A 22828-nucleotide genomic window follows, 5' to 3' on the forward strand; every position below is an offset into this window, starting at 1 on the left:
TAGCGATACTTTCCATGCAGAATTTTACCCGCTTCCGGTTTGCCGCGCTGGCGGCCGTGGCTGTGGCCGCCGCCGGCTGCTCCAAGTTTCTGGACGTCAACGCCAGTCCAAACAACCCCACTGTGGTGCAGCCCGCCGTGCAGCTGCCTACCATTGCCATCGGCACCGGCTTCGTGTTGGGCAACACGCTGGGCCGCGACGGCGACCTGTTTATTCAGCACTACGCCGGCATTGCCAACCAGCCCTTTACGGAGGATAAATATGCCATCAGCGGCAACTACGACAACGAGTGGCGCAACGACCTCTACGGCAACAACCTAATCGGTGCCCAGACGCTTATTGCCAGCACCCAGGGCACCAGCCCGGCCTACTCGGGCATTGCCAAGCTCCTCAAAGCCTACAATTTTGCGCTGGCAACGGATATGTGGGGCGACGTGCCCTACTCGCAGGCCCTGCAAGGCCTGGGGTCTATCCAACCGGCTTTCGACAAGCAGCAGGATATCTACGAAGGTGCTACTGGCATCCAGAGCCTGTTTGACCTGGTGCGCGAAGGCCTGGCCGACCTCGACAAGCCCGGCACGCTGGCCCCTGGTGGCGACGACTTCGTGTATAAAGGCGACCTCACCAAGTGGAAAAAAGCGGGCAATATGCTGCTACTGAAGTTTGCCAACACCGTCAGCAAGAAAGACCCGGTGCTGGCCGCCAAAGTGATAAACGAAGTGCTGACCAAGGGGGCCGACGGCAGCGCGGCCATCTACGCCAATACCGAAGACCTTGCGGTGCCCTTCGGCACGGCCGTGGGCAATACCAACCCGTTTTACTCCTACAACGTCACAAACCGGCCCAACGACCAGATGGCCAGTACGCGCTTCCTCGACTCGCTGGCGGCGTACAAGGACCCCCGGATGCCAAAGTATTTTACCACTACCCCTACCTACACCGCCCCAACCGAAGTCACGCCTTTCGGCAAGTTTACGGGTTTCGAAAATGGCAGCAATGCTACGGCTCCCAGCCGAACAGCTGCGGTAAACAACCGCTCGGTCTATAACACTTACGTGCTGGGCAACGCGGGCGAGGCGCCGGTGCGCCTGCTCACCAATTTTCAGCGGTGCTTTATTCTGGCCGAGGCGGTTATCACGCTCAAAACGCCGGGCGTTGCCGACTCGCTCTACAAGCAGGGCATTCGGGCGTCGATGCAGGAAACCGGTCTGAGCCAGAACGATATCAACTCTTATTTCAAGGCTAACCCGGCTATCGTGACCCTCAGCGGCACCGATGCCCACAAGGTCAACCAGATTATCCGCCAGAAGTGGACGGCCTGGGTCGGCAACGGCTACGAGGCCTGGAACGACTACCGCCGCACCGGCTACCCCCGCCTGCAGCCCGCCCTCAACGTGTCGTTCACACCCAACATCCCGCAGCGCCTGCTCTACCCCCCTTCCGAAGTAGCGGCCAACGGCGGCAACATGCCGACGGTAACTATCGCTACCCCCGTGTGGTGGACGAGCACTCCCAATCCACTTTATTATGCCAATTAACATGAAAAAAATAGCTACTCAGCTCGCGTTACTGCTCGTGCTGGTCGTCGGTTTTTCGGCTTGTAAGAAGGAATACGGTAACCACCTGGGCCCGCTGCAAGACAGCCTCGCGCCCATTCCGGTCACGGTCACCAACCAGGTGTATTTCGAGCGCTTTCCCGTCGTCACGACCACCGTGGGGGCCGATGGCAATGGCACGTTTTCGATTGCCTTCAGCATTCCGGCTGATAAAGGTAAAATCAAGGAAATCACCAAGGTAGCCACCGGCAACAGCGGCGTGGAATACTTGCAGAGCAATCTGTATCCGAACTACCTGGCCACCCCGGTAGCCGGAAGTGGCACGAACACCATCACGTTCAGCTCGGACCTGAACGCGGTGCGCAGCTACGTTACGCGCCTCAACGCGGTATTTCCGACCCTGCCCGCCGGCTCTACCAAATCGGCTGCGTTTGCCTTCACCGGCACCTCAACCGGCGGTGCGGGCACCCTCACGCCCAACGCCAACCCGCAGACACCCAATCAGCTACGCTTCTTCTTCCTCATCACCCTGGAAGATGGCACGCAGCTTATTACCACCGAAGTGGACGTGCGCCTGCTGTAAAACGGCCCGCAACCGCGAACTACAAAAAAGAGCCCTGGCAACACTGCTGGGGCTCTTTTGGTGGAAACGAGGGGGTAGGGAACTACGCGGCCAGAGCGGCCGCGTAAAACCGCTCCAGCTGTTTGCTTATCTGCTTTATTTCCAGCAAAAAACCATCGTGGCCGTAGCCCGATTCCAGCTCGGCATAGGTGGCACCCGCGATGCCCTGGGCCAACTCACGCTGTTCGCTGAGCGGAAAAAGTATATCGGAAGTGATGCCCAGCACCAGCGTACGCGCCCGGATGCGGGCCAGCGCCGGCCCTACCCCCCCCGGCCGCGCCCCAGGTGGTGGGTGTCCATCGCGCGGCTCAGGGTTACGTAGCTATACGCGTTGAAGCGGGCCACGAGCTTGTCGCCCTGGTAGCGCTGGTAGCTGCTGGCGCGGTAGTCGCGCAGGCGCGGGTCGGCCTCGTCGTCGGTTTGGGTGGCGTGGTAGGCCGCGTAGCCGCGGTAGCTGAGCAGGGCCACGGCGCGGGCGGCGCGCAGGCCCGCCCTACCCCCCTCCGGCGCGTGGGCGTGGTAGGTAGGGTCGGCCTCGATGGCCAGCCGCTGCGCCTCATTAAAGGCAATGCCCCAGGCCGAGTGCCGGGCATTGGTGGCAATAACCACCAGGTGCTGAATAGTTCCTGATTTCATCACCGCCCATTCCAGCGCCTGCTGCCCACCCAGCGAACCGCCAATAAGGGTGTGAATGCTGGCCAGCCCCAAATGCTGCCGCAGCGCCTCGTGCGCGGCGGCCAGGTCGCGGATGGTGAGCAGCGGAAACGCCTCGTAGCGGGGCGCGCCGGTGGCGGGGTCGGCATCGAGCGGGCTGGTGCTGCCGTAGCACGAGCCCAGCACGTTGGCGCACACGATGTACCAGTCGGCCGGGTCAAAGAAGCAGCCCGGCCCAAACAAGCCCGCCCACCAATCCAGCACGTCGGCATTGGCCGTGAGGGCGTGGCACACCCACACCACGTTGTCGCGCGCGGCGTTGAGCCGGCCCCAGGTGCGGTAAGCCACCTGCGCACCGGCCAGCGCGGCCCCGCTCTCCAGCGGAAAGGGGGTAGGGAGGGTGAAAAACTGGTCTTGCATAACGTTAGTGATTTCACCGCAGAAGACGCAGAGGTTTTCGCAGAAGATTCGCGGAAGATTATCCCCCCTCTGCGTCTCTTCTGCGAAAACCTCTGCGTATTCTGCGATGAAAACGTAAAAGCTTATACCTCAAGCGGTTGGGCGTGCTCCGGCTCGGGCTCGGGAATTGCATCCACACCTTCGTCCTGGCCGGTAGGCGTGGCCGCAACGGCGGCGGCAATGGCCTGCTCCAAATCGGCGCGGATGTCCTCAAAATGCTCGATACCCACCGACAAGCGCAGCAGCGTGGGCGTTACGCCCGCGGCGTGCTGCTCGGCTTCGCTGAGTTGCTGGTGGGTAGTGGCCGCCGGCTGAATGATGAGCGTTTTAGCATCGCCCACATTAGCCAGGTGGCTGATAAGCTTGAGGTTATCAATCAACGCCGTGGCCGTCTCCTTGCTGCCGTGCAGCGCAAACGACAGCACGCCGCCGAAGCCGCGCTTGAGGTACTTCGCGGCATTTTTGTGCTGCGGACTGCTGGCCAGGCCGGGGTAATTGACGCTGGCCACCTGCGGGTGCTGCTCCAGCCACTGCGCCACTTTCAGGGCGTTTTCGACGGTCCGCTCTACGCGCAGGCTCAGGGTTTCGACGCCTTGCAGCAAGAGAAACGAGTTGAACGGGCTCTGCGAGGGGCCGAAGTCGCGCAGGCCTTCCACCCGCGCCCGAATGATGAACGCGATGTTGCCAAACGGACTATTTTTGCCGAATACCTCGTTGAAAACCAGGCCGTGGTAGCCCTCGCTGGGCTCCGTAAACTGCGGATACTTGCCGTTGCCGAAGTCGTAGGTGCCACCGTCCACAATCACGCCGCCAATGGTAGTGCCGTGGCCGCCAATCCACTTGGTGGCCGACTCCACCACGATGTTGGCACCGTGCTCCAGGGGCCGGAGCAAGTAGCCGCCCGCGCCAAACGTGTTGTCCACCACCAGCGGAATATCGTGCTTCCTGGCCACGGCCGCCAGGCGCTCAAAATCCGGCACGCTAAAGCTGCCGTTGCCAATCGTTTCGACGTAGATGGCGCGGGTCCGGTCGTCAATCAGCGCCTCGATGCTGTCAACGTCATCGCCCTGCGCAAAGCGCGCCTCAATACCTAATCGCTTGAAGGCCACCTTAAACTGGTTGTAGGTGCCGCCGTAGAGGTACGAGCTGCTCACCAGGTTGTCGCCGGGCTGCAGGATGTTGTTCAGCGCAATGAACTGCGCCGCCTGGCCCGAGCCCACGGCCAGCGCCGCTACGCCGCCTTCGAGCGCCGCAATGCGCTGCTCGAACACGTCGGTGGTCGGGTTCATCAGGCGGGTGTAAATATTACCAAACTCTTTGAGAGCAAACAAATTAGCGCCGTGCTCCGCGTTCTTGAACACGTAGCTGCTGGTTTGGTAAATGGGCACCGCGCGCGAGCCGGTGGTGGGGTCGGGCTGCTGCCCGGCGTGGAGCTGAAGCGTTTCGAAGTGCTGAGTCTGGGTGGCCATGAAGCTAAAAATAAAGCGTGTTGAAGCTGAAAATCAAGTAGAAAAAGAGGCGGCCCTCTAAGCTGGAATAGCCACCGGCAGCCGCGCCAGCGCGGCCAGCAGGGCCGCCGGGTCGGGCCGCTGCTTGAAGTTGGCCGCCACCTGCGCCCAGGCAATCACGCCATCGGTGCCGATGAGAAAGGTGGCCGTGAGCGGCAGCTCATCGTCGGCCGTGCCGTTGTAGGCGGCCAAGTCGATGCCCACGCCGCGCAGCGTGTCGGCCACTTCGGTGCCTACCCCGTAGGCCAGGCCATACTGCCGGGCCAAAACGTTGCCGATGTCGCTCAGCACCGGGAAGGTCAGCTCTTTCTCATTGGCCGTCAAGCTGGTAAAGTCAGGGGTTTGGGGCGATACGGCTACCAGCGTGGCATTGAGGCGAGCCAGCTCGGGCAGGGCCTGCTGGTAGGCGCGCAGCTGCACGTTGCAGAAAGGGCACCAGTTGCCGCGGTAAAACGTGAGCACTACCGGACCTTGCTCCCGCAACTCGGCCAGAGTTTGGGGCCGGCCGGCCGCGTCGGGCAGGGTGAAGTTGGGGGCCGGCTGGCCAGCGGCCAGGGCGTGGCGGGCGGTGTCGGCGGCTTCGGTGCGGGCAATGCCCGCGTCGATGCTGCGGGTGGCGGCGGGGGGTAGGGCGGTGGCCAGGTGCTGGGTCGTAGCCGTAAGAGCTTGCTGAAAAGCGGTAGCGGAATTGATGGTGGACATAACGCGTAACGGGAAATAGCTGCGAGAAAAAAGTTTTTGTCAAACTCCGTGCTGTTGGCTGGTTCGCGGCTTCTAGGGGGGGTAGGCGAGCAATTGCCTTGTTAACTACCTGCTAGTTAATGAATTGACCTTATATCAACCATAGCAAGTGGCCGGCGTCAGAACCAAGCCAGCTGGCGGAAGCAGTACCCACGAAAGAAACGGAGCGAACAGCGCCGAAGGTCTTAGCCTTGGCAACAACAGCACATTCGCATTCGCCCGGCCGCGGAAGCCGGGCCAGCTACAGCCGATTGCAGGAGGATTCCTAAGGTGCGCACCGAAGTGGCAGCCGAGTAGGGAGCAGCGAAGAAAAATGGGTGTGCCATGTTGGTACTCGGTTTATAGCCCCCCAGGCTACGCGCGGCAGCTACTGGGGTAGGAATTGGCACCTTTCAACGGGTGAAGGTTGCCAGCGGGTCAGGGAGCCTAATCTCTCGCCGCTTCTGTATAAAACTTACTAAAACTGCCCCGCCTGCTGCGGAGGAGTACCGGATTGGTAAGGGCAAAGATAGATGCCGCGCCTCATTTACCAAATTTCTCCTAAAAAAACAGGGTGCGGGGCTTGCCCCCGCCCGTCGTTGAGCGAAATTAGGTGAATCGTTCAACGACGGGCGGGGCCAAGCCCCGCACCCTACACGGCACAAAAACAAAAAGGCCACCCCAATGCTGGAGTGGCTTTTCTCACCTTTTTTCTGCAAAAAGTACCTAGTTACTAGGTATGGTTAACTCCTGACCCACTTGGATGAGGTCGGGGTTACTGCCGATGATGGCCTTGTTGGCTTCGTATATCTGGTGCCACTTGGCGGCGTCGCCGTATTGGCTTTTGGCAATCTTGGAGAGCGAGTCGCCGCTCACTACGGTGTAGGAAGTGCCGGTGGTAGCCGCGGCGGCAGGCTGGGCGCTGTTGCCGAAAAAGTCGGTGCCAGTACCCGTAGTAGCCGGAGCAGCGGGCTTTTTATCACCTTCGTTATTCAAAAAATCGAGCAAACCCATGTGACAAGTGCGGTTAGTGTGAGAAAGAAGAGCTGCCACAGCGGGGCTGGGTGGCTATGAGCCTTTTACGGGGGTAGGAAGCCAGGGTTGCTACCCATAACCAAAAAAAAGACAGTGCGTAAGCAGAGCCGTATTCATCAGAACTTTTCTCTTCACCTTCTTTTTTTTCTCCCCCCATGAATCTTTCACACGCATCCTTCCGGTCCTACTTCACTTCCCTGCTCAGCGTAGTGACGCTTTTGTTCGTCATGTCTTCGTGCGGCAGCGATAAGGGTAAGGTAGAGGAAGTTAACAAGCTGTACGGCTCAAGCAGCAAGGCGTGGGTGACCGACAAGCAGACCGATGCGGCTGGCGACAAAGTGAAGCAGGACGCCGCAGCTCAGGACCAGGAAATCAGCTTTGCCTCGAATGGCACGTATTCAGGTACGCAAAGCGGCAAGTACGTATTTGACCAGGCCGCCAAAACCATCACCATGACCCCGGAGGGCGGCACGACCAGCAACACGTTCAACATCGAAACCCTGACCGACAGCAAGCTGACGCTCGTGAACCCCAACAGCCCCGATTCGAAGCTGATGCTGAAAGCTAAATAGCAGAATTTTTTAGTGGGCCTATGCCCAGCCTAAACCCCGCGCTCTGACGAGCGCGGGGTTTTTTTATGCGCGAAGGGCAGGGAGCGGCATTAAAAGCTGGTCCTTTGCGCTGAAATTTGGGCAATATGATGGTTAACTTGAATCCTGGCCAGAAGATGAAGTGGTTTTGCGCGCTATTGCTGTGGGTGTGCGGCGTAGGAATGGGGCCAGCCGCGTGGGCGCAGACGGCTGGTGGCGAGGTGCCCGCGCGCCGCCTGCGTAGCGTGAGCCCGGCCGATACCACGTTTGCCGAGCTGGAGTTTTTGCGGGCGGAAATTGGCGGGGCGCGGGTAGTTTTTCTGGGCGAGCCGACCCACGGCGAAGGTAACGTGCTGAGTGCCAAGGCGCGGCTCGTGGCCTACCTGCAGCAGCGCCTGGGCTTCACGACGCTGGCGATGGAGAGCGGCTTTTTTGAGATGAACAAGGCGCAACGGGAGATTGCGGCCGGCAAATCGGTGGTTAAAAACCTGCAAAGCAGCGTGTTTCCTGTTTGGATGGGTACGCAGGAGTTCCAGGCCGTAGTGCCGCTGGTGGGGCCCGATGGCCTGCGCGTTACGGGCTTCGACCCGCAACTGAGCGGCGACTACAGCGACGACCTGATGGACGACCTGGAAGATTTTTTGGACGAAGGCAAGGCCAGCGACAAAGCCATAAATTTCGACCTGCTCGACGATGCCGTGGGCTATATGGCCGAGCACTACGCCTTTTCACCCAGCCAAACGCTGGCCGCCTTCGAGGGCGAACTGGCTAAGGCCGCGCCGCTGCTGCGCCGCGCCGCCGCGGCCGCCAGCCCCACGCGCCGCGCCGAGGCCGCGTTCTGGCAGCAGTGCCTGCGCAGCCTACTGGCCCAGGCCCGCGACTACACCGCCCACGACCCCGGTGCCAAAACCGCCGCCACCTTCGTGGCCGCCAACAGCAACCCCCGCGACGCCCAGATGGCCGATAATCTGCTGTGGTATCTGCGCCAGCACCCCGCCGAAAAAGTCATTTGTTGGGGTGCCCTGCCGCATTTTGCCAACCACGTGGAGCTGCTGGGCAACGAGGAGCTGCGCGCCTACCACCCGATGGGCCAGCTCGTGCGGGCCGCCCTACCCCCCAATCAAACCTACATCCTGGGCACGCTCGCGGGCGGCGGCACCCACGGCCTGCCCGGCACCGCCGGCGAGCCCGTGCCCCCGCCCGCCCCCGGCACGCTGGAAGCCAGCTTGTTAAATCTTAATTCGCCCTACGCCTTCGTGAGTCTGAAGCACGACGCGCCCGGCCGGCAGCTCACGACCTACGCCTTCGACTACCAGCCCCTGGCCGGCCCTTGGAGCGAGGTAGTGGACGGCTTTTTATTCCTAAAAACCGTGGAGCCGCCGCACCTGCTGCCACCCGACACCACCGCCCGCCCTACCCCCCCCGCCCCACCCGATAGCGCCAGCGTGGCCGCCGCGCTGGCCGCCCCGCCGCCCACGCCGCCCGGCTCGCTCAACCCCGCGGCCGGCCGGGGCGGGGCCACGCTGCGCCGCCCGGTGGCGGCGGCCGACGTGTCGGGGGTGCGCCCGGTGCGCGGCGTGGTGCTGGATGCGCGCCGCCAGCCGGTGCCCTACGCTTCTATTGAGCTGGTGGGGCAGGGCAAAGGCACCGTGGCCGACGCGCAGGGCCGGTTCGCGCTGGCGCTGCCGGGCCCTACCCCCCTGCTGGTGCGCAGCCTGGGCTACACGCCGGCCACGGTGCGCTCGCCGCGCGGCGATGAGGAGCTGACCGTGTTGCTGCACCCCGCTGCCTACACCCTGGCCGAGGCGCGGGTGACCGCTGCCGCGCCGCCCACCCCGGAGGCGATTATGAAGCAGATTATCAAGCAAATACCCGTCAACTATGAGCAGCAAGACTACGCCACGCAGGTGTACGCCTACCGCCGCCTCAGCAACTTCGATACCCTGCGCTACGAGGCCGAAACCGTGGGCCGGCTGCGGGTGCCGGCCGGCTACCGGCATTTTGCGGGCGGATTTATGGGGCACGAGCCCGACGTAAATTATGAGGTGCAGCAGCGGCACCTACTAACCCCGCCCATCAGCGCGGAGCCGGGGCCGGGACTGCGAATCACGGAGGTGCAGGGGACGGCCATATCAACTGCCGACCCGGTGCGGATTTCGCCCTTGTTTGAAAGCCGCAATCAGCGCAAGTTTACGCTTAAGCTCGACAGTGTGCGGGTGCGGGGGGCTGATACACTGTATGCGCTTAGCTTCGCAGCCCGGCGGGCCAACCATCGCAGCACCGGCACCTACCTGATGGGTAATTATCAAGGCCAGCTGCTGGTGCGTGCCCGCGACTTCGCCGTGCTGCGCTACGAAGCGCTGTGGCAGCTTGACACGGCTACTTTCAACTCCACGGCCCGCAAAAACTATGGGCGTAATAATGTGATTTCCAGGCTTTACGCCCAAGTATTTACGCTCAGCCGCACTACCCACGTAGTGGATTATCAAAAGGGCGACAATGGCCGCTACTATGCCCGCCAGAGCGTGGGTCAGGGTTTGAGCACGGGCCGCACGCTGGGTAAAAGCCCCTTTTATTACCAAAATCTGACGGAATACTTCTTCCAGCCGCTGCCCACCGCCGGCCCCGCGCCGGCCCCACCCAAAAAAGGTGAGCCCGCCGCCAGGCAGCCCGAAGTGCCTTACCGGCCCGAGTTTTGGGCGGGCTACAAGCGGCCGGGCGGCCCGCTGGCTACCCCTTGATTTTGCGAGTAGGGTGCGGGGCTTGCCCCCGCCCGTCGTTGAATGAAACAGGCATAAATCGTGCAACGATGGGCGAGGACAAGTCCCGCACCCTACTTTCTAAACACCCGCGCCGCCCAGCGGGGCAGGAACAGCGCGCCCAGCGCCAGGTAGAAGTAGTAGGTAACGATGCGGTAGAACAGCACCAGGAAGCTAGTCATAGCCGCCGAGCCCATAAAGCGGCCGAAAAACGTGGGAAACGCACCCTCCGCGATGCCTGCGCCGCCCGGCGTGATGGCCAGCAGCAGCACCACTTTGTAGGTAATGTTGCGGGCGAAGATGAACAGGAACGTGCCCGTGTTCATGGGCGTGAAGGCCGCGATGAGGCAGCCGATAACGGCGTAGCGGGCCGTCCACACGAACACGGTGCTCAGGCTGGCGCGCCACCAGTAGGCCGCGCCCGCGCCTTGCAGGTGCTCGGAGGCCAGCACCATTTCCTGGCCTTGCCGGTAGGCTTGCCGCCGAAACCGCCGCAGCAGCCGCGTCGAGGCCAGCCGCACCAGCAGCCGCCGCACCGAGCGCGGATTGATAAACAAGGCATACAGCAGCAGCCCCGAATAGGCTGACACGGCCACGTAGCTGAAGATGAAAATGGCCCGCAGCGTTTGCACGAAGGCCGACTGCAAGCCCTGGGGGTAGAGGCCTTCGCCGGCCAGCCACACTACCAGCGGCACCATCAGCACGTAGTAGAGGTTGTCGAGAAAGGCCGTGACGATGACGTAGGCAATGGATTTGCCCAGCGGAATGCCCTCGCTGGTGAGAATAACCGGGGCCGCCGCCGTGCCGCCCGCCGCTGAGGGCAGCACGCACGAGGCAAACTCCCACACCACAATTACCCCAAACGCCTGCCGCCAGCTCAGGGTCCGCTCGGCAATGTAGCGGATGCGGTAGATGTAGCCCAGGTCGCGCGCCCACAGCACCAAGAGCGTGATTACCAGCCACTGCCACTTGGCATTGAGCAGCGGGTCGAGGTCGCCGGGCTGGTAGGAGCGCCAGAACAGAAAGCCCACCACGCTCAACCCAATCAGCGCCGGCAGCACGATGCGCGACGGCCGCAGCTGCCGCAGCAAGTTGCTTTCGGCGGCTACCACGTCGGACGCGGGCGGGGGGGTAGGGACGGCTGGGGGCATAGGCACGGTAAAGGTGCGGCAAAAATACGGCGGCCCACAGCGTCGGACCGGACGAGGGGGGTAGGGACATGAAAAGGTCCGGCCGCAACACGCGCGGCCGGACCTTTTCATGTCCCAAACATTACCCGCGGAAAACGCGGGCTAGGGCCGCCCGCCCGTCTGGCCTGCCGGCGTAATGCCGCCCGGCGAGGTAGTGCCCGGTGAGGGCGCGCCCAGCGGCGACGGCGTATTCTGGGGCTTCACGGCCGGCGAGGTGGCCGGCCGGGTCGTGGTGCTGTCGGCGGGGGTAGGGGGCACGGCCACGCCGGGCGCGGCGGTAGCCGGAGTCGTTGCGCCGGGCATCGTTGCCGGGCGGCCCATCGCGCCATTGGGCTGGGCACCCTGGTTGCGCAGCTGCTGGAGCGAATCGGCCGGAATGATGCGGCGCGTCGAGTCGGTAGCGCTGGCCGGGCGGCCCGCGCCGGCCGGGCGCTGGCCCGCGCCTGGATAGCCACCAGGCCGGCCGGCACCGGCACCAGCGCCGGCCGGGCGGCCACCACTACCTGGCGCACCGCCACCACCTGGGGCACCGCCACCACCTGGCGCGCCGCCACCACCGCCCTGGCCGCCACCACCACTTGTGTCGCCGCCGCCCGCGTCGCCGCCTTCTTTCAGGTCGTCGTTGCTCACGCCCTTGCGACCGCGCCGCTGGTCCACGCTCAGCTTGCCGATGCGGTAGCTGAAGTTAACCTTGAAGCTCAGGCGGTTAAGGACGTTCGTGCTGTTCTGCGTCAGCACTGGCGCGTTGATGGTCACGCCGTTGTAGCTATCCACGAAGGGCGTGCTCACCGAGTTGTGGATGGTGATTTGATTACTGAAAAAGTTCTCAGCCCCGAAGCCGAAGCTGCCCCGCTTCTCGGCGAAATTGCGCTGTAGGCTCAGGCTGTAAATGCCAAAGCCCGACTGATTGCCCTGCAACTGCACCTGCTGGCCCCGCACGAAGGCGAATGCCTGCAAGGCCCAGTCTTTGGTGAGATTATACGCGCCAAATACCCGCCCATTCACCACGAAGCCCTGGTTGCTGGAGTTGTAGATGGCCGTGGGGTCGTTGTTGCGCAGCACGTCATAAAACACGTCCATGCTGCCGTTGAGGCTCATCTTGGCGTTGTTGATGCCCACAAATAGGTTGGTGCCGTAGGCCCGTTCGGTGCCCGCGTTGCGGTAGGTCGAGAGCAGCGCGCCCACCGCCTTGGTGGGGTTAAGCGAGTCGGGCAGCGGCACCCGCACCGTCTGAATGGCGTTGTCGGTGCTGCGCACGAAGGTCGAGATGTTCACATTCACCTTCTGCTTAATCATGGTGCTGTAGCCCAGCTCATAGTTCTGGGTGTTTTCCGGCCGCAGGGTAGGGTTGCCGGCCGAAGCGCTCAAGGGGTTGGAAGCCTGCACGTTCGGATTCAAAAATTGCAGCGAGGGCCGTTGAATCCGAATATTGTAGGCCATCTTGAGCACGTTGCCATTGGCAAATTTGCGCGACAGATTCACGCTCGGCAGCACCTTGAGGTAGTTGGGAATGGCGGTGGCGGTGAGCACTCCGTTGGGATTGCTGAAGTCGGCGCTGATAGTGGTGTATTCGGCGCGCACGCCCGGCTTCAGGGCAAAGCCCAGGGGCAGGGCCATCGTGTAGGCCACGTAGGCGGCGGACACGTTCTGCTTGTAGAGGAAAGAGTTAGGGACGGGGGGGGTAGGCGGGGCCAGGCCGGGGCCGTAGAAATAGCTGTAGTCGCTGGTGACGCGCCGCACGATATTCTTTACCCCCACTTCCAGCAGCTGGTCCTTGGCGGTGGGCGTCTGGTAGTCTATCTGCCCCGTTATTTCCTGGTTGCGGCTCTGGTTGTTGTTGCCCAGCTGGCCCTGGTACGTGTGGTCACTGGGCGCGAACACATTGTTAGTGAAGTCACTGGTCTGGTTGTTCCGGCTAAACAACGTCAATACGCTCAGCTCGCGCTGCTTCACATCGTAGAGGTGTGTGTAGTTGAGGCTCGCGTCCACGGTGCCCGAGTTGCCGGTCGAAACCACGTCGCGCACCGTGTTGATACCCAGGTTGGCCCCGGCCAGGGTCTGGCTGGTTAGCTGGTCCTGGTAGTTCTTGCTGTTGCGGACGCCGTAGGCCACCGAGCCGGCCAGCGAATTTTGCTTGTCAAAATCATACGTCAAACCCAGCGTGTAGCGCCCGAAGGCGTTGGTTTGCCGCGTGGCAGCATTCTGCTGCACGGTGGTGCGCTGGCCATTGAGCAGGTTGGTGGTGGTCTGCACGTTCTCGAAGCTGCCCGGCGTGTTGTACTGCGCCCGCCCGAAGCCGCCCAGCGAGGCCCCGAATTTGCCGTTGCTCACGCTGCCGCTCAGGCCCAGGTTGCTGGCGCGGGTGCCGGCGCTGCTGTTTATATTGAGCGAGGCCCCGCGCAGGTTATTCTGCTTGGTGATGATGTTGATAATACCGCCCGAACCCTCCGCGTCGTACTTGGCCGAAGGCGAAGTAATAACTTCTACCGTCTGAATCTGCTCGGCCGGAATCTGCTTGAGCGCGTCGGCCACGCTGCTGGCCGCAATGGTGCTGGGCTTATTGTTAATCAGCACTTTAATGTTGCTGCTGCCGCGTAACGTCACGTTGCCGTCCAGGTCCACGCTCAGCAGCGGCACGCGCTTGAGCACGTCGGTGGCATCGCCGCCGGCCGTGGTTTTGTCCACGTCGGCGTTATACACGGTGCGGTCCACGCGCTCTTCAATGAGCGGCTTCCTGCCCGTCACTACCACCTCACCCAGCTTTTGGGCGCTGGCAGCCAGCGCGACGGTCCCCAGCGCCACGTTGCCGCCGGTGGCCGGTATGGTCACCGTCCGCACCTGGTTGGCGTAACCCAGGAAGCTGACCTCGACCCGATACGTGCCAGCCGGAATGCCGGACAGCACGAATTTGCCATCGTCGCCGGCCACGCCGCCGTTCACGGGGCTATTGGTGCTGGGGTTGATGACGTTGACCGTGGCGTACGAAACCGGTTTGCCGGTAGCCGCGTCAGTAATGGTGCCGCTGAGGCGGCCGGCCGACCGGGCCGGCGCGGCCGCGGCGGGGCGACCGCCGGCCTGGCCGTAGCCCAGCTGCGGGCTGGCAAAAAAAGTAGTGGCCAAAAGCCCCGCGAGGGGTAGTGTAGTCTTGTTCATAAAAGTCATAACGGCCAAAGTGCGCAAACGGCGCACAAAAGTTGCATTGCCAGGCAGTGTTTTTAGTAAATGGTCGGCCGAAACCTTTCTTCTGCCGACTAAGCCAGCTACACCACCGCTTGCGGAGGACCATTTAATCGGCTCTTAGAACCAGGCATGCCGCTAGGTTTGCTGCTCCTGACCCCACTGCCCGTTAGTACGTAGGGGCGGGGCTTGCCCCCGCCCGTCGCATGAACGAAACCTACCTGCATCGTTCACGCGACGGGCGGGGGCAAGCCCCGCCCCTACCGATACCCGAAGCTGCGTTAAGCTTTCGTGGGGGTCAGAAAGCGGGCCAGCACGTCGCGCATCGTTTGCGGAGGGCGGCCCAGCAGCGTGGCCAGCGTGGGGTCAACGGCCGCGAAGTCGCCGCGCCGGGCCGACCGGTACGTGCCGAGCAGCATCTCGGCCATTGGGGCCGGCACGCCCCGCGCGATGGTGGCCTGCCGCCACTCATCGTCCGAAATTGTCACCCGCTTGATTTCACGCCCAGCCACTTCCGACGCGATGGCGGCCACCTCGTCCAGCGTGACGGCGGCGAGGGCAGTCAGCGGCGGCGTGATGCCGTCAAAGCGGCCTTCCTGGGCCAAGATGAGCGCGTCGGCTTCGGCCAGGTCGGCGCGGGTGGTCCAGCTCACCGGGCCGTCTTCGGGGGCGCGAATCACGCCTTCTTGCAGCCCGTGCCCCATCATTTGCAGCGCACTTTCGGCGTAGAAGCCGTGGCGCAGCGAGGTAAAGGCTACCCCCTGCTCGGCCAGCATCGCCTCGCTGGCGGCGTGGTTGAGGGCCGGCTCGAAGAACGAATCGGCCCGCGCGCCCTGGTGGCTCGTGTACAGAATGCGGCGCGCTCCGGCGGCGCGGGCGGCCTCAATGGCGGCCCGGTGCAGCCGCCGGGCCTCTTCCCCGAGCTTATTGACGGAGATAATCAATACTTGGCTCGCGCCCGCGAAGGCGGCCGGCAGGCTATCGGGCCGGGCAAAATCGCCGGCCCGCACCTGCACGCCGCGCGCGGCCAGGGCCGTGGCTTTGCCGGGGTTCTGCACGCTGGCCGCCAGCTCATTGGCTGGCATAGTGCGCAAGAGATGTTGCATAATATCGGCTCCTAACTGGCCGGTGGCTCCAGTGACTACAAGCATGGTAGGGGGGGGGTAGGAAAATTAAAAAAATTGATTAAAATGAGGATTGCCTGGCCCGCAGGCGCTCGGTCAGCACTTCCGGTGCCGCGCCCCGCAGGCGGTCGTAGTTCAGCCGAAACAGCCAGGTGGCGTGCTCGGCATCGGCCGCGGTACGAATCAGGAAGCAGACCCAATCGCCGTACCCATTTCCGTAGGGAAACGGCCGGGCCAGGCCGCACTCCAGCAGCGGCACGCCCAGGGCGGAGGTCGTGGCCAGGTGCACTTCCCCATTCAGGTGAATGTGGCCCAGTTCGGCCTCGCCCACGTAAAAATCGGCCCCGTCCACGCGCTTGCGGTTGAATAAATCCCAGTGAGTGGCGGAAATAATGGCTGGCCACGCCTGAATGGCGGCGGCGGTTTGCTGGCCCGGCCCCGCCAGCACGGGCGCGGGTTGAAGGGGGCCTTTTTCGGTTAGCTTCATAACGGGGGGCAGGAAATTAATTAACTGATGTTACGCGACGGGCAGTAGCGCGAACTTTGTAGTTCGCGCTACTGCCCGCTGCCATTTCGAATAAGATAATGCGTAACAGCAGTTAATTAAATGAATGACGGAAGGCCAAAGGCGAGAGGGCCGTTTTGGTCTTGAAAAGCTTGCTGAACGACTGCGAATGCCCGAAGCCCAGGGCGTAGGCGACCTCACTCACCGACAGCTCCGACGTGGCCAGCAGCTGCTTGGCCTTGTCGATGAGCTTGGCCTGTCGGAGAGATGCAGCGCCTCGTGCACCGCGTAGCTGAAAAACGGGTACTGCCGAATAGTTTTGGCCAGCGGCGTATTCCACAGAAAATCGGGATGCACCAGCAGCAGCCAGCCCGAATGGCGCAGCGTCTCATCCGCCTCGATAGTCAGCACCTGGCCGGGGGCCATGAACACTATCATCCCCTCGTCAAAATCATAAACCTGCTGGCCATACTTCAGCTTGCCGTTGAAATTGTGTTTCAGCGCGATGGAGTAGAAGTTGTTGAGCAGCGGGGGGGTAGGCGTGGCCGCCGAGTGCTTAATATCCTCAAAATCCAGGACGCTGATGAGTGGATGCTCCGGCTTGGGCAGCCCCCACAGCTGATGAAAGGCCGAAATGGTGTTGACCCGGTGCGGTTGCTCGTTTTTCATGGCGCGGCGACTACGGTTTACTGGTTCGTTTACATTCCCGCCGGGCGGGTTCGATTGCTGGCTGGCCCTTGTTTTGCAGCGAACCCATTACCTACAGCAGGCAGCTTTGCTCGCGACACAAAGGTCAGCCGGCAATCCGCCCAGGCCCGTAGCCGAATCTCTGTTTGTTATAGCCGTTTCTTGCGGTAAGCTTTTTGGTCGTCACCCCCACAGTATTTCTTACACTCCTCGCAAAGCAGGGTGCGGGGTTTGCCCCGCCCGTCACTGAACAAATCCCAGGCGTGACATTCTTTTTCACCAATCACTTCGCGACAAGTATCGGCCGGTGCACAGCCAATAGGGAAACGGCGCTACCTGGTTTTTGAGCTGCACACTTACAACCGCCCGCCGTGCCTTGCCGTACCTTTGAGGTCGGCCGGCCAATCTTTTAGCCCGCCCGGCGGTTGCTTAGCCGCGCCCCCTTTTTGCTGCCCCCAATGATTATCGAACCCGGCCCGCTTCTGGCGGCGATTGCCTCGCCCGACGACCTTAAAAAACTCGCTCCCGAGCAGTTAGTGCAAGTGAGCACCGAGCTGCGCGAGTTTATTATCGACACGGTGAGCATTTATGGCGGGCACTTCGGCGCTTCGCTGGGGGTAGTCGAGCTAACGGTGGCGCTGCACTACGTCTTCAACACGCCTTATGACCAACTGGTCTGGGATGTGGGGCACCAGGCCTACGGCCATAAAATACTGACGGGCAGGCGCGACCGTTTTCCTACTAACCGCCGCTACGGCGGCATGTCGGGCTTTCCTAAGCGCAGCGAAAGCGAATATGATGCCTTCGGCGTGGGCCACAGCAGCACCAGTATCGGGGCGGCGCTGGGCATGGCCGTGGCTTCCGATTATAAGAAAGAATTTGACCGCCAGCACATTGCCGTGATTGGCGACGGGGCCATGACGGCCGGCATGAGCTTCGAGGCGCTGAATCACGCCGGGGCCATCCGCAACAACATGATTGTCGTGCTCAACGACAACTGCATGAGCATCGACCCCAACGTGGGCGCGCTCAAGGAATACCTCACCGACATCACCACCTCGCGCACCTACAACAAAGTGCGTGACGAGCTGTGGAACGTGCTCGGCAAGCTCTCCAAATTCGGCCCCAACCCGCAGCAGATTGCCCGCAAAGTAGAGGCCGCCATGAAGGCTACCCTCCTCAAGCAGAGCAACTTATTTGAGGCGCTGAACTTTCGCTATTTCGGCCCCGTGGATGGCCACGACGTGCAGCACCTGGTGGCGGTTCTCAACGACCTCAAGAGCATTCCCGGCCCCAAGCTGCTGCACTGCGTGACCGTGAAGGGCAAAGGCTACGCGCTGGCCGAACAGGACCAGACGCTGTGGCACGCGCCGGGCTTGTTTGACAAAATCACGGGCGAGATTTACAAGAAAATTCCCGATAAACCGCAGCCGCCCAAGTACCAGGACGTGTTTGGCCACACGCTGCTGGAGCTGGCCCAGGCCAACGACAAGATTATGGGCGTGACGCCGGCCATGCCGTCCGGCTCTTCTTTGAATATTATGATGGCCGCCATGCCCGAGCGCGCCTTCGATGTGGGCATCGCGGAGCAGCACGCCGTCACGTTTTCGGCCGGCCTGGCCACGCAGGGGCTGGTGCCGTTCTGCAATATCTACTCGTCGTTTATGCAGCGCGGCTACGACCAGGTGGTCCACGATGTGGCCCTGCAAAACCTGCACGTGGTGCTGTGCCTCGACCGCGCCGGCTTTGCCGGGGCCGACGGCCCTACCCACCACGGCAGCTACGACCTGGCCTACATGCGCAGCATCCCCAACATGGTGGTGAGCGCCCCCATGAACGAGCAGGAGCTGCGCAACCTCATGTTCACCGCTCAGCTGCCCGAAAACGCGGGGCCGTTCAGCATTCGCTACCCCCGCGGCGAGGGCGTGATGCCCGAGTGGCGCACGCCGCTGCAGCGCGTGGCCATCGGCACGGGCCGCGTGGTGCGCGAGGGTGAAGCCGGGGGCGTGGCCATTCTCAGTATTGGTCACATCGGCAACTACGCCGCGAAAGCCACCGCCACCCTCGCCGCCGAGGGCCTCAACGTGGGTCACTACGACCTGCGCTTCTGCAAGCCGCTGGACGAAGAAATGCTGCTGGCCGTGGCCCGCCGCTACCGCGCCATCGTGACGGTGGAAGACGGCTGCCTACCCGGCGGCTTCGGCTCGGCCGTGCTCGAATTTCTGACCGATAACGGCCTGCACCTGCCCGTGCGCCGCCTCGGCATCCCGGACCGCGTGGTGGAGCACGGCACCCAGGACCAGCTCTACCACGAGTGCGGCTTCGACGCCGCCGGCATCGCGGCGGCCGTGCGCGAAATGAGCGCCAAGGTGAGCGCCGCCGTGAGGGCCACGGTGCTGGGTTGAAGGCGGCTGCCTCACGTATTTACTGCCAGCTAAAGAGTAAGCCCCACCGGACGTTCCGGCGGGGCTTACTCTTTAGCTGGCCGCCCCGGCGTGGGAGCTGCGCGGCTTTCGGCGCGTAGCCCCGCGTTTTTATGACTGCGTCGGCATTTATGAAAGGTAAGTAACTAAAAATCAAGCCTGTTTTAGCGAGCTGACGTATACCTGATAACCTGCGCCGGAGTAGTGCCAAAGGGGTAGGCCTTCAGCTTCTTATCCTGCTCCATGAAAGTGCTCTCACCGCCGGCCCAGGGGGCCCTGGCTTTTCTGCTTATCGCGTTCCTGGCGATGGCCCCCACGGCGCTGAACCTGTCAGGACCGTACGCACTGGCCTGCTACCTGCTGGCGGGCGCGTACCTAGTGCTGACGCTGCTCACCGACTTCCCTATGGGCGTCGTGCGCCTGCTCTCCTACCGCACCTACGGCCGGCTTGAAATAATCAACAGCCTGGCTTTTATGGGGGCACCTTTTCTGTTCGGCTTTGCGGCCAGCAATCCCACGGCCCGCACGTTTTTTATGGGCTTTGGCGCGGCTCTGCTAGTGTTGTGGGTGCTTACCGACTGGTCGGGTAAGGTGCATTCAGAAATGGCCGACCGCCCCGGCAAAAACCTGGAAGGGCGCTCAGACGACCTTTAGCGCCACTGCCAGCCCCGGCCCACGCACTTCTCTACCCTAACCAACCCGCTCGCTATGCCGACTAAAATAGCTTCCCTGGAGCAGCTCATGCACGCGCTGGCCGCCAACCAGCCACAGACGCTGGAACTGCAAGGCTCCCTGCTCTGCCCATACGCCCTAACGCTGCCCCCCGGCTATGCCCTGGTGGGGGCCAGCAAGGAGCGGTGCAGCCTAAGTTTCAGCAATGGCGACGGCCTCGGGCTGACGGCCAACAACCGCGTGCAGGACCTGGCCCTTATGGTTTCGCCGACGTGCCGGGCCATCTACTCGCTCACCGGCTGGGCCGATATGGGCACGATGACCCTGACTAACCTCACCGTGACGGGCCAGGTTTCACTGATGATGCGCCTGGGCACCACCCAGCTCACCGTGCTGGCCGACAAGGTAGACGTGGTGGCCTGCGATGCCCGCCGCTACAGCGAGCAGCCCCAGAAATACGGCGTGAACGTGCTGCAAGGGGCCTTTACAGTCTATAATTTTAACAGCGACGCCCAAAGCCTGCTCACGGCCACGCTCACGGCCATTAGTGTGGGCCGGCTCCAGGCGCCGGTGCTGGGCTCGGGGGTTTTCGTGAGCGGCTTCGGCGACGCGGGCGGGCAGGTGAAGCTCACCAGCCTCACGACGGGCCCAGTCTATACCAATGGGTTGCTGCCCTTCGGCACGGCCGATGTGATTACGGCGGGCGTATTCATCGTCTTTGGCGTGCAGGCCGACGCGGTAGCCAGCGCGGCTGAAGTCGTGACGTACGGCGTCAACGACATGGTACTCGACAACTGGGGGCACGTCACGCGGTGGCTGGCTGCCGGTCCGCTTACCTCCTACGGCCCGAGCGGCATTGGTTTTGTTAATTTCGGCACCGTCAATACGTTTGAGGCGCAACAGGACATTACCACTTACGGCCTGGGGGCGCGCGGCTTCAACCAGTACGACGGTACAGTGCAGCGGGCCACCTTCAAGGCCATCACTACCCACGGCGATGGCTCGATTGGGATGCAGGTAAGCAAGCCCGTGGGCACGCTGGAAGTGCAAGAAAGCGTCACTACCTACGGCGCGCTCGGCACCACTCTGGTGAAAGGCGTGCTGCAACAGCTACCGGCCGAAGCCTTCAGCGTGAAACCCGGCGGCGAAGTACAGCGCCTGGTCGTGGGCGGCGACCTAGTCACCCACGGAGCCCAAGTCAACACCTATGCCATTGAGGGCGGTACAGTAGCGCAGGTCCACATCGGAGGCCAGATACTTGCCACCGGTCCAGGCGCTACCGCCGTGCTGGTGAGCAGCGGCGGCCGCACGCCCCTCACCAACGTGAAGGCCCAGGCCCCGGCCGGGCAGGCCCTATGCGACGAAGGCGGCACCATTACGGATAAGACCGGCTTCGAGGCGGGTACTTGATGCCGGAAAGTTTAGTAGCTGGCAAAGCCAGATGCCAGAGGCCCGCTGTTGCCGATGAGCTAAACAATTGCCCGCGGCCGCTTGTCTTCTGCAACACTCCAAGCCGGGGCCTGGCCCCGCTGGCGGGCTCAACCTTACTTCCCTTTCCACTTATGGCTACTACCACCGTTTCCTACCCCGCCACGTTCACCATCGGCGGCGACCTGACTGTTAACCGCCTCGGCTACGGCGCGATGCGCATTACCGGCGAGGGCATCTGGGGGCCGCCCCAGGACCATGCCGAGTCTATTCGGGTGCTGAAGCGCGCCGTGGAGCTGGGCGTCGATTTTATTGACACCGCCGACAGCTACGGTCCCAACGTGTCGGAGGAGCTGATTGCGGAGGCGCTGCATCCGTACAAGAAAGGCCTCGTGATTGCCACCAAAGGCGGCCTGCTGCGCACCGGCCCCAACCAGTGGCCCGTCGATGCCAGTCCCAAACACCTCCAAGAGGCGCTGCACGGCAGCCTCAAGCGCCTCCAAGTAGCGCAGATTGACCTGTATCAGCTGCACCGCATCGACCCCAGTGTGCCGGTGGAGGACACATTCAAATTTCTGCAAAAAGCCCAGCAAGATGGCTTGGTGAAGCACATTGGCCTGTCGGAAGTGGACGTGGACCAGATTAAAAAGGCCCAGGAATTCTTCAAAGTGGTGTCGGTGCAGAATATGTACTCGGTCGATAACCGCAAGTGGGAAGCGGTGCTCGACTACACCCGCGAACAAAACATGGCCTTCATTCCGTGGTACCCGCTTTCGGGCGGCAATAAGGAAGCCCTGGTGGCCCTCGATGGCGTGGCCAAGAAGCACGATGCCACCCGCCAGCAGATTGCCCTGAGCTGGCTGCTGCACCACTCGCCCAACATCCTGCTCATCCCCGGCACCTCCAAAGTGAAGCACCTGGAAGAGAACATGAAAACGGCGGCTATTCAGCTATCGCAGGAAGACATGGCGGCGCTGGATAAGATTAAATCCGCGTAACGCGATTGACGCTTAGCGCGTTAAGCAAAGCCGACCAGCCTGCCTGGTCGGCTTTGCTTTTTTCTCCCTACCCCCTCCGTTTCCACTCATGCCGCGCTTTCTCTCTGCCATCAAAATGCCGCTGCTGGCCCTGGCCCTCGGGCTGGCCGCCTGCTCGTCGGAGCAATTCACGCAAACCGACAGCCGGCCGGGCGTGAACCTGAGCCGGTACAAGACCTATAATTTCATGGACCTGCTGGCCCGCAACGACTCGGCGTTCACCAATTCGGGCTCCAATATCTTCGACCTCAAGCGGGCCGTGGCGCACGAGCTGGAGGCTCGCGGCTTCCGGCTGGCCGAAAAGCCTGACCTGTGGGTGAATATTGGCCTCGTGACCCAGCAGCGCACCCAGACCCGCACTGCCAACTACCAGACCGACGGCCCCTACTACATCGGCCAGCGCAACTACCACTGGCAGGCCAACGAGATTCCGGTGGGCCAGTATCAGGAAGGCACCGCCACCATCGACCTGGTTGACGCGGCGCGCAAGGAGCTGGTGTGGCAGGGCACAACTTCTACCATTTTGTCGCGCACGCCCAGCCGCGCTTCCAAGCAGATTGACAAAGGGGTAGCCGACGCGTTCGCGCGGCTGCCCATGCCGGCGAAATAGGGGGTAGCGCGGACACTGCGAGTCCGGGCCGCGAAGAGGGGGTAGGGAGCAGCAGGTCCATCGGGGGAAACG

General features: G+C 62.5%; 15 protein-coding genes, 3 pseudogenes and 1 other annotated feature. Of the genes and pseudogenes, 9 read left to right on the forward strand and 9 right to left on the reverse strand.

Translation table 11 applies throughout. The features are described 5' to 3' along the window. The first annotated feature begins 14 nt into the window (after window positions 1-14). Together A0257_11270 and A0257_11275 are read left to right on the forward strand one after the other, a co-directional pair. Window positions 15-1538, forward strand: coding sequence for a hypothetical protein (locus A0257_11270; GenBank protein AMR27619.1), 1524 nt, complete (start codon window positions 15-17; stop codon window positions 1536-1538). A 1-nt stretch (window position 1539) separates the two neighbouring features. Next, complete coding sequence (locus A0257_11275) at window positions 1540-2139, forward strand: hypothetical protein (protein ID AMR27620.1); 600 nt, start codon at window positions 1540-1542, stop codon at window positions 2137-2139. 82 nt (window positions 2140-2221) lie between these two features. On the opposite strand, the pseudogene A0257_11280 reads toward A0257_11275, so the two are convergent. From A0257_11280 to A0257_11295, 4 genes and pseudogenes are all read right to left on the reverse strand, one after another. Further along, a pseudogene (locus A0257_11280) lies at window positions 2222-3252 on the reverse strand (homoserine O-acetyltransferase). A gap of 122 nt (window positions 3253-3374) precedes the next feature. Further along, window positions 3375-4760, reverse strand: a complete 1386-nt coding sequence (locus A0257_11285) for an O-acetylhomoserine aminocarboxypropyltransferase (GenBank protein AMR27621.1) — start codon at window positions 4758-4760, stop codon at window positions 3375-3377. Window positions 4761-4817: 57 nt separating this feature from the next. Beyond that, on the reverse strand, window positions 4818-5501 hold the full coding sequence (locus A0257_11290) for a hypothetical protein (GenBank protein AMR27622.1): 684 nt from the start codon (window positions 5499-5501) through the stop codon (window positions 4818-4820). Window positions 5502-5876: 375 nt separating this feature from the next. Beyond that, window positions 5877-5994, reverse strand: a binding site (SAM riboswitch class I). A 251-nt stretch (window positions 5995-6245) separates the two neighbouring features. After that, window positions 6246-6404, reverse strand: a pseudogene (locus tag A0257_11295) (peptidoglycan-binding protein). Between the two features lie 377 nt (window positions 6405-6781). Between A0257_11295 and A0257_11300 the strand changes: the two are divergent. Continuing rightward, window positions 6782-7126 (forward strand): hypothetical protein, encoded by a 345-nt coding sequence (locus A0257_11300; GenBank protein ID AMR27623.1) that lies wholly within the window; start codon window positions 6782-6784, stop codon window positions 7124-7126. Between the two features lie 200 nt (window positions 7127-7326). Further along, window positions 7327-9885 carry a hypothetical protein gene (locus tag A0257_11305; GenBank protein ID AMR27624.1) on the forward strand — a complete coding sequence of 853 codons (2559 nt, stop codon included), beginning with the start codon at window positions 7327-7329 and terminating at the stop codon, window positions 9883-9885. Window positions 9886-9977: 92 nt separating this feature from the next. Here A0257_11305 and A0257_11310 read toward each other — a convergent pair whose 3' ends face one another. The 5 genes and pseudogenes from A0257_11310 to A0257_11330 all read right to left on the reverse strand — a co-directional run bounded on the left by A0257_11310 (window position 9978) and on the right by A0257_11330 (window position 16568). Next, a complete protein-coding gene (locus A0257_11310; GenBank protein ID AMR27625.1) occupies window positions 9978-11054 on the reverse strand; it encodes a hypothetical protein in 1077 nt (358 codons plus the stop codon). 627 nt (window positions 11055-11681) lie between these two features. After that, window positions 11682-14246: pseudogene (locus tag A0257_11315) on the reverse strand (hypothetical protein). Window positions 14247-14551: 305 nt separating this feature from the next. After that, entirely contained in the window at window positions 14552-15421 is an 870-nt protein-coding gene (locus A0257_11320; GenBank protein AMR27626.1) for an NAD(P)-dependent oxidoreductase, read from the reverse strand. A gap of 34 nt (window positions 15422-15455) precedes the next feature. Beyond that, window positions 15456-15881 carry a hypothetical protein gene (locus A0257_11325; protein AMR27627.1) on the reverse strand — a complete coding sequence of 142 codons (426 nt, stop codon included), beginning with the start codon at window positions 15879-15881 and terminating at the stop codon, window positions 15456-15458. Window positions 15882-16100: 219 nt separating this feature from the next. After that, a complete protein-coding gene (locus A0257_11330; protein AMR27628.1) occupies window positions 16101-16568 on the reverse strand; it encodes a hypothetical protein in 468 nt (155 codons plus the stop codon). Between the two features lie 476 nt (window positions 16569-17044). Here A0257_11330 and A0257_11335 point away from each other — a divergent pair, with 476 nt between their 5' ends. From A0257_11335 to A0257_11355, 5 genes are all read left to right on the forward strand, one after another. Beyond that, window positions 17045-18991: a 1-deoxy-D-xylulose-5-phosphate synthase gene (locus A0257_11335; GenBank protein ID AMR27629.1), complete on the forward strand. Its 1947-nt coding sequence runs from the start codon at window positions 17045-17047 to the stop codon at window positions 18989-18991. A gap of 261 nt (window positions 18992-19252) precedes the next feature. Continuing rightward, the gene (locus A0257_11340) at window positions 19253-19663 is read left to right on the forward strand and encodes a hypothetical protein (protein AMR27630.1); all 411 of its coding nucleotides are present in this window, start codon (window positions 19253-19255) and stop codon (window positions 19661-19663) included. Between the two features lie 87 nt (window positions 19664-19750). Then, the gene (locus A0257_11345; GenBank protein AMR27631.1) at window positions 19751-21091 is read left to right on the forward strand and encodes a hypothetical protein; all 1341 of its coding nucleotides are present in this window, start codon (window positions 19751-19753) and stop codon (window positions 21089-21091) included. 152 nt (window positions 21092-21243) lie between these two features. After that, window positions 21244-22107: an oxidoreductase gene (locus tag A0257_11350; protein ID AMR27632.1), complete on the forward strand. Its 864-nt coding sequence runs from the start codon at window positions 21244-21246 to the stop codon at window positions 22105-22107. Between the two features lie 88 nt (window positions 22108-22195). Then, window positions 22196-22756 carry a hypothetical protein gene (locus A0257_11355; protein AMR27633.1) on the forward strand — a complete coding sequence of 187 codons (561 nt, stop codon included), beginning with the start codon at window positions 22196-22198 and terminating at the stop codon, window positions 22754-22756. The last annotated feature ends 72 nt before the right edge of the window (window positions 22757-22828 follow it).

Source organism: Hymenobacter psoromatis, assembly GCA_001596155.1.
In the GTDB taxonomy this organism is placed as follows: domain Bacteria; phylum Bacteroidota; class Bacteroidia; order Cytophagales; family Hymenobacteraceae; genus Hymenobacter.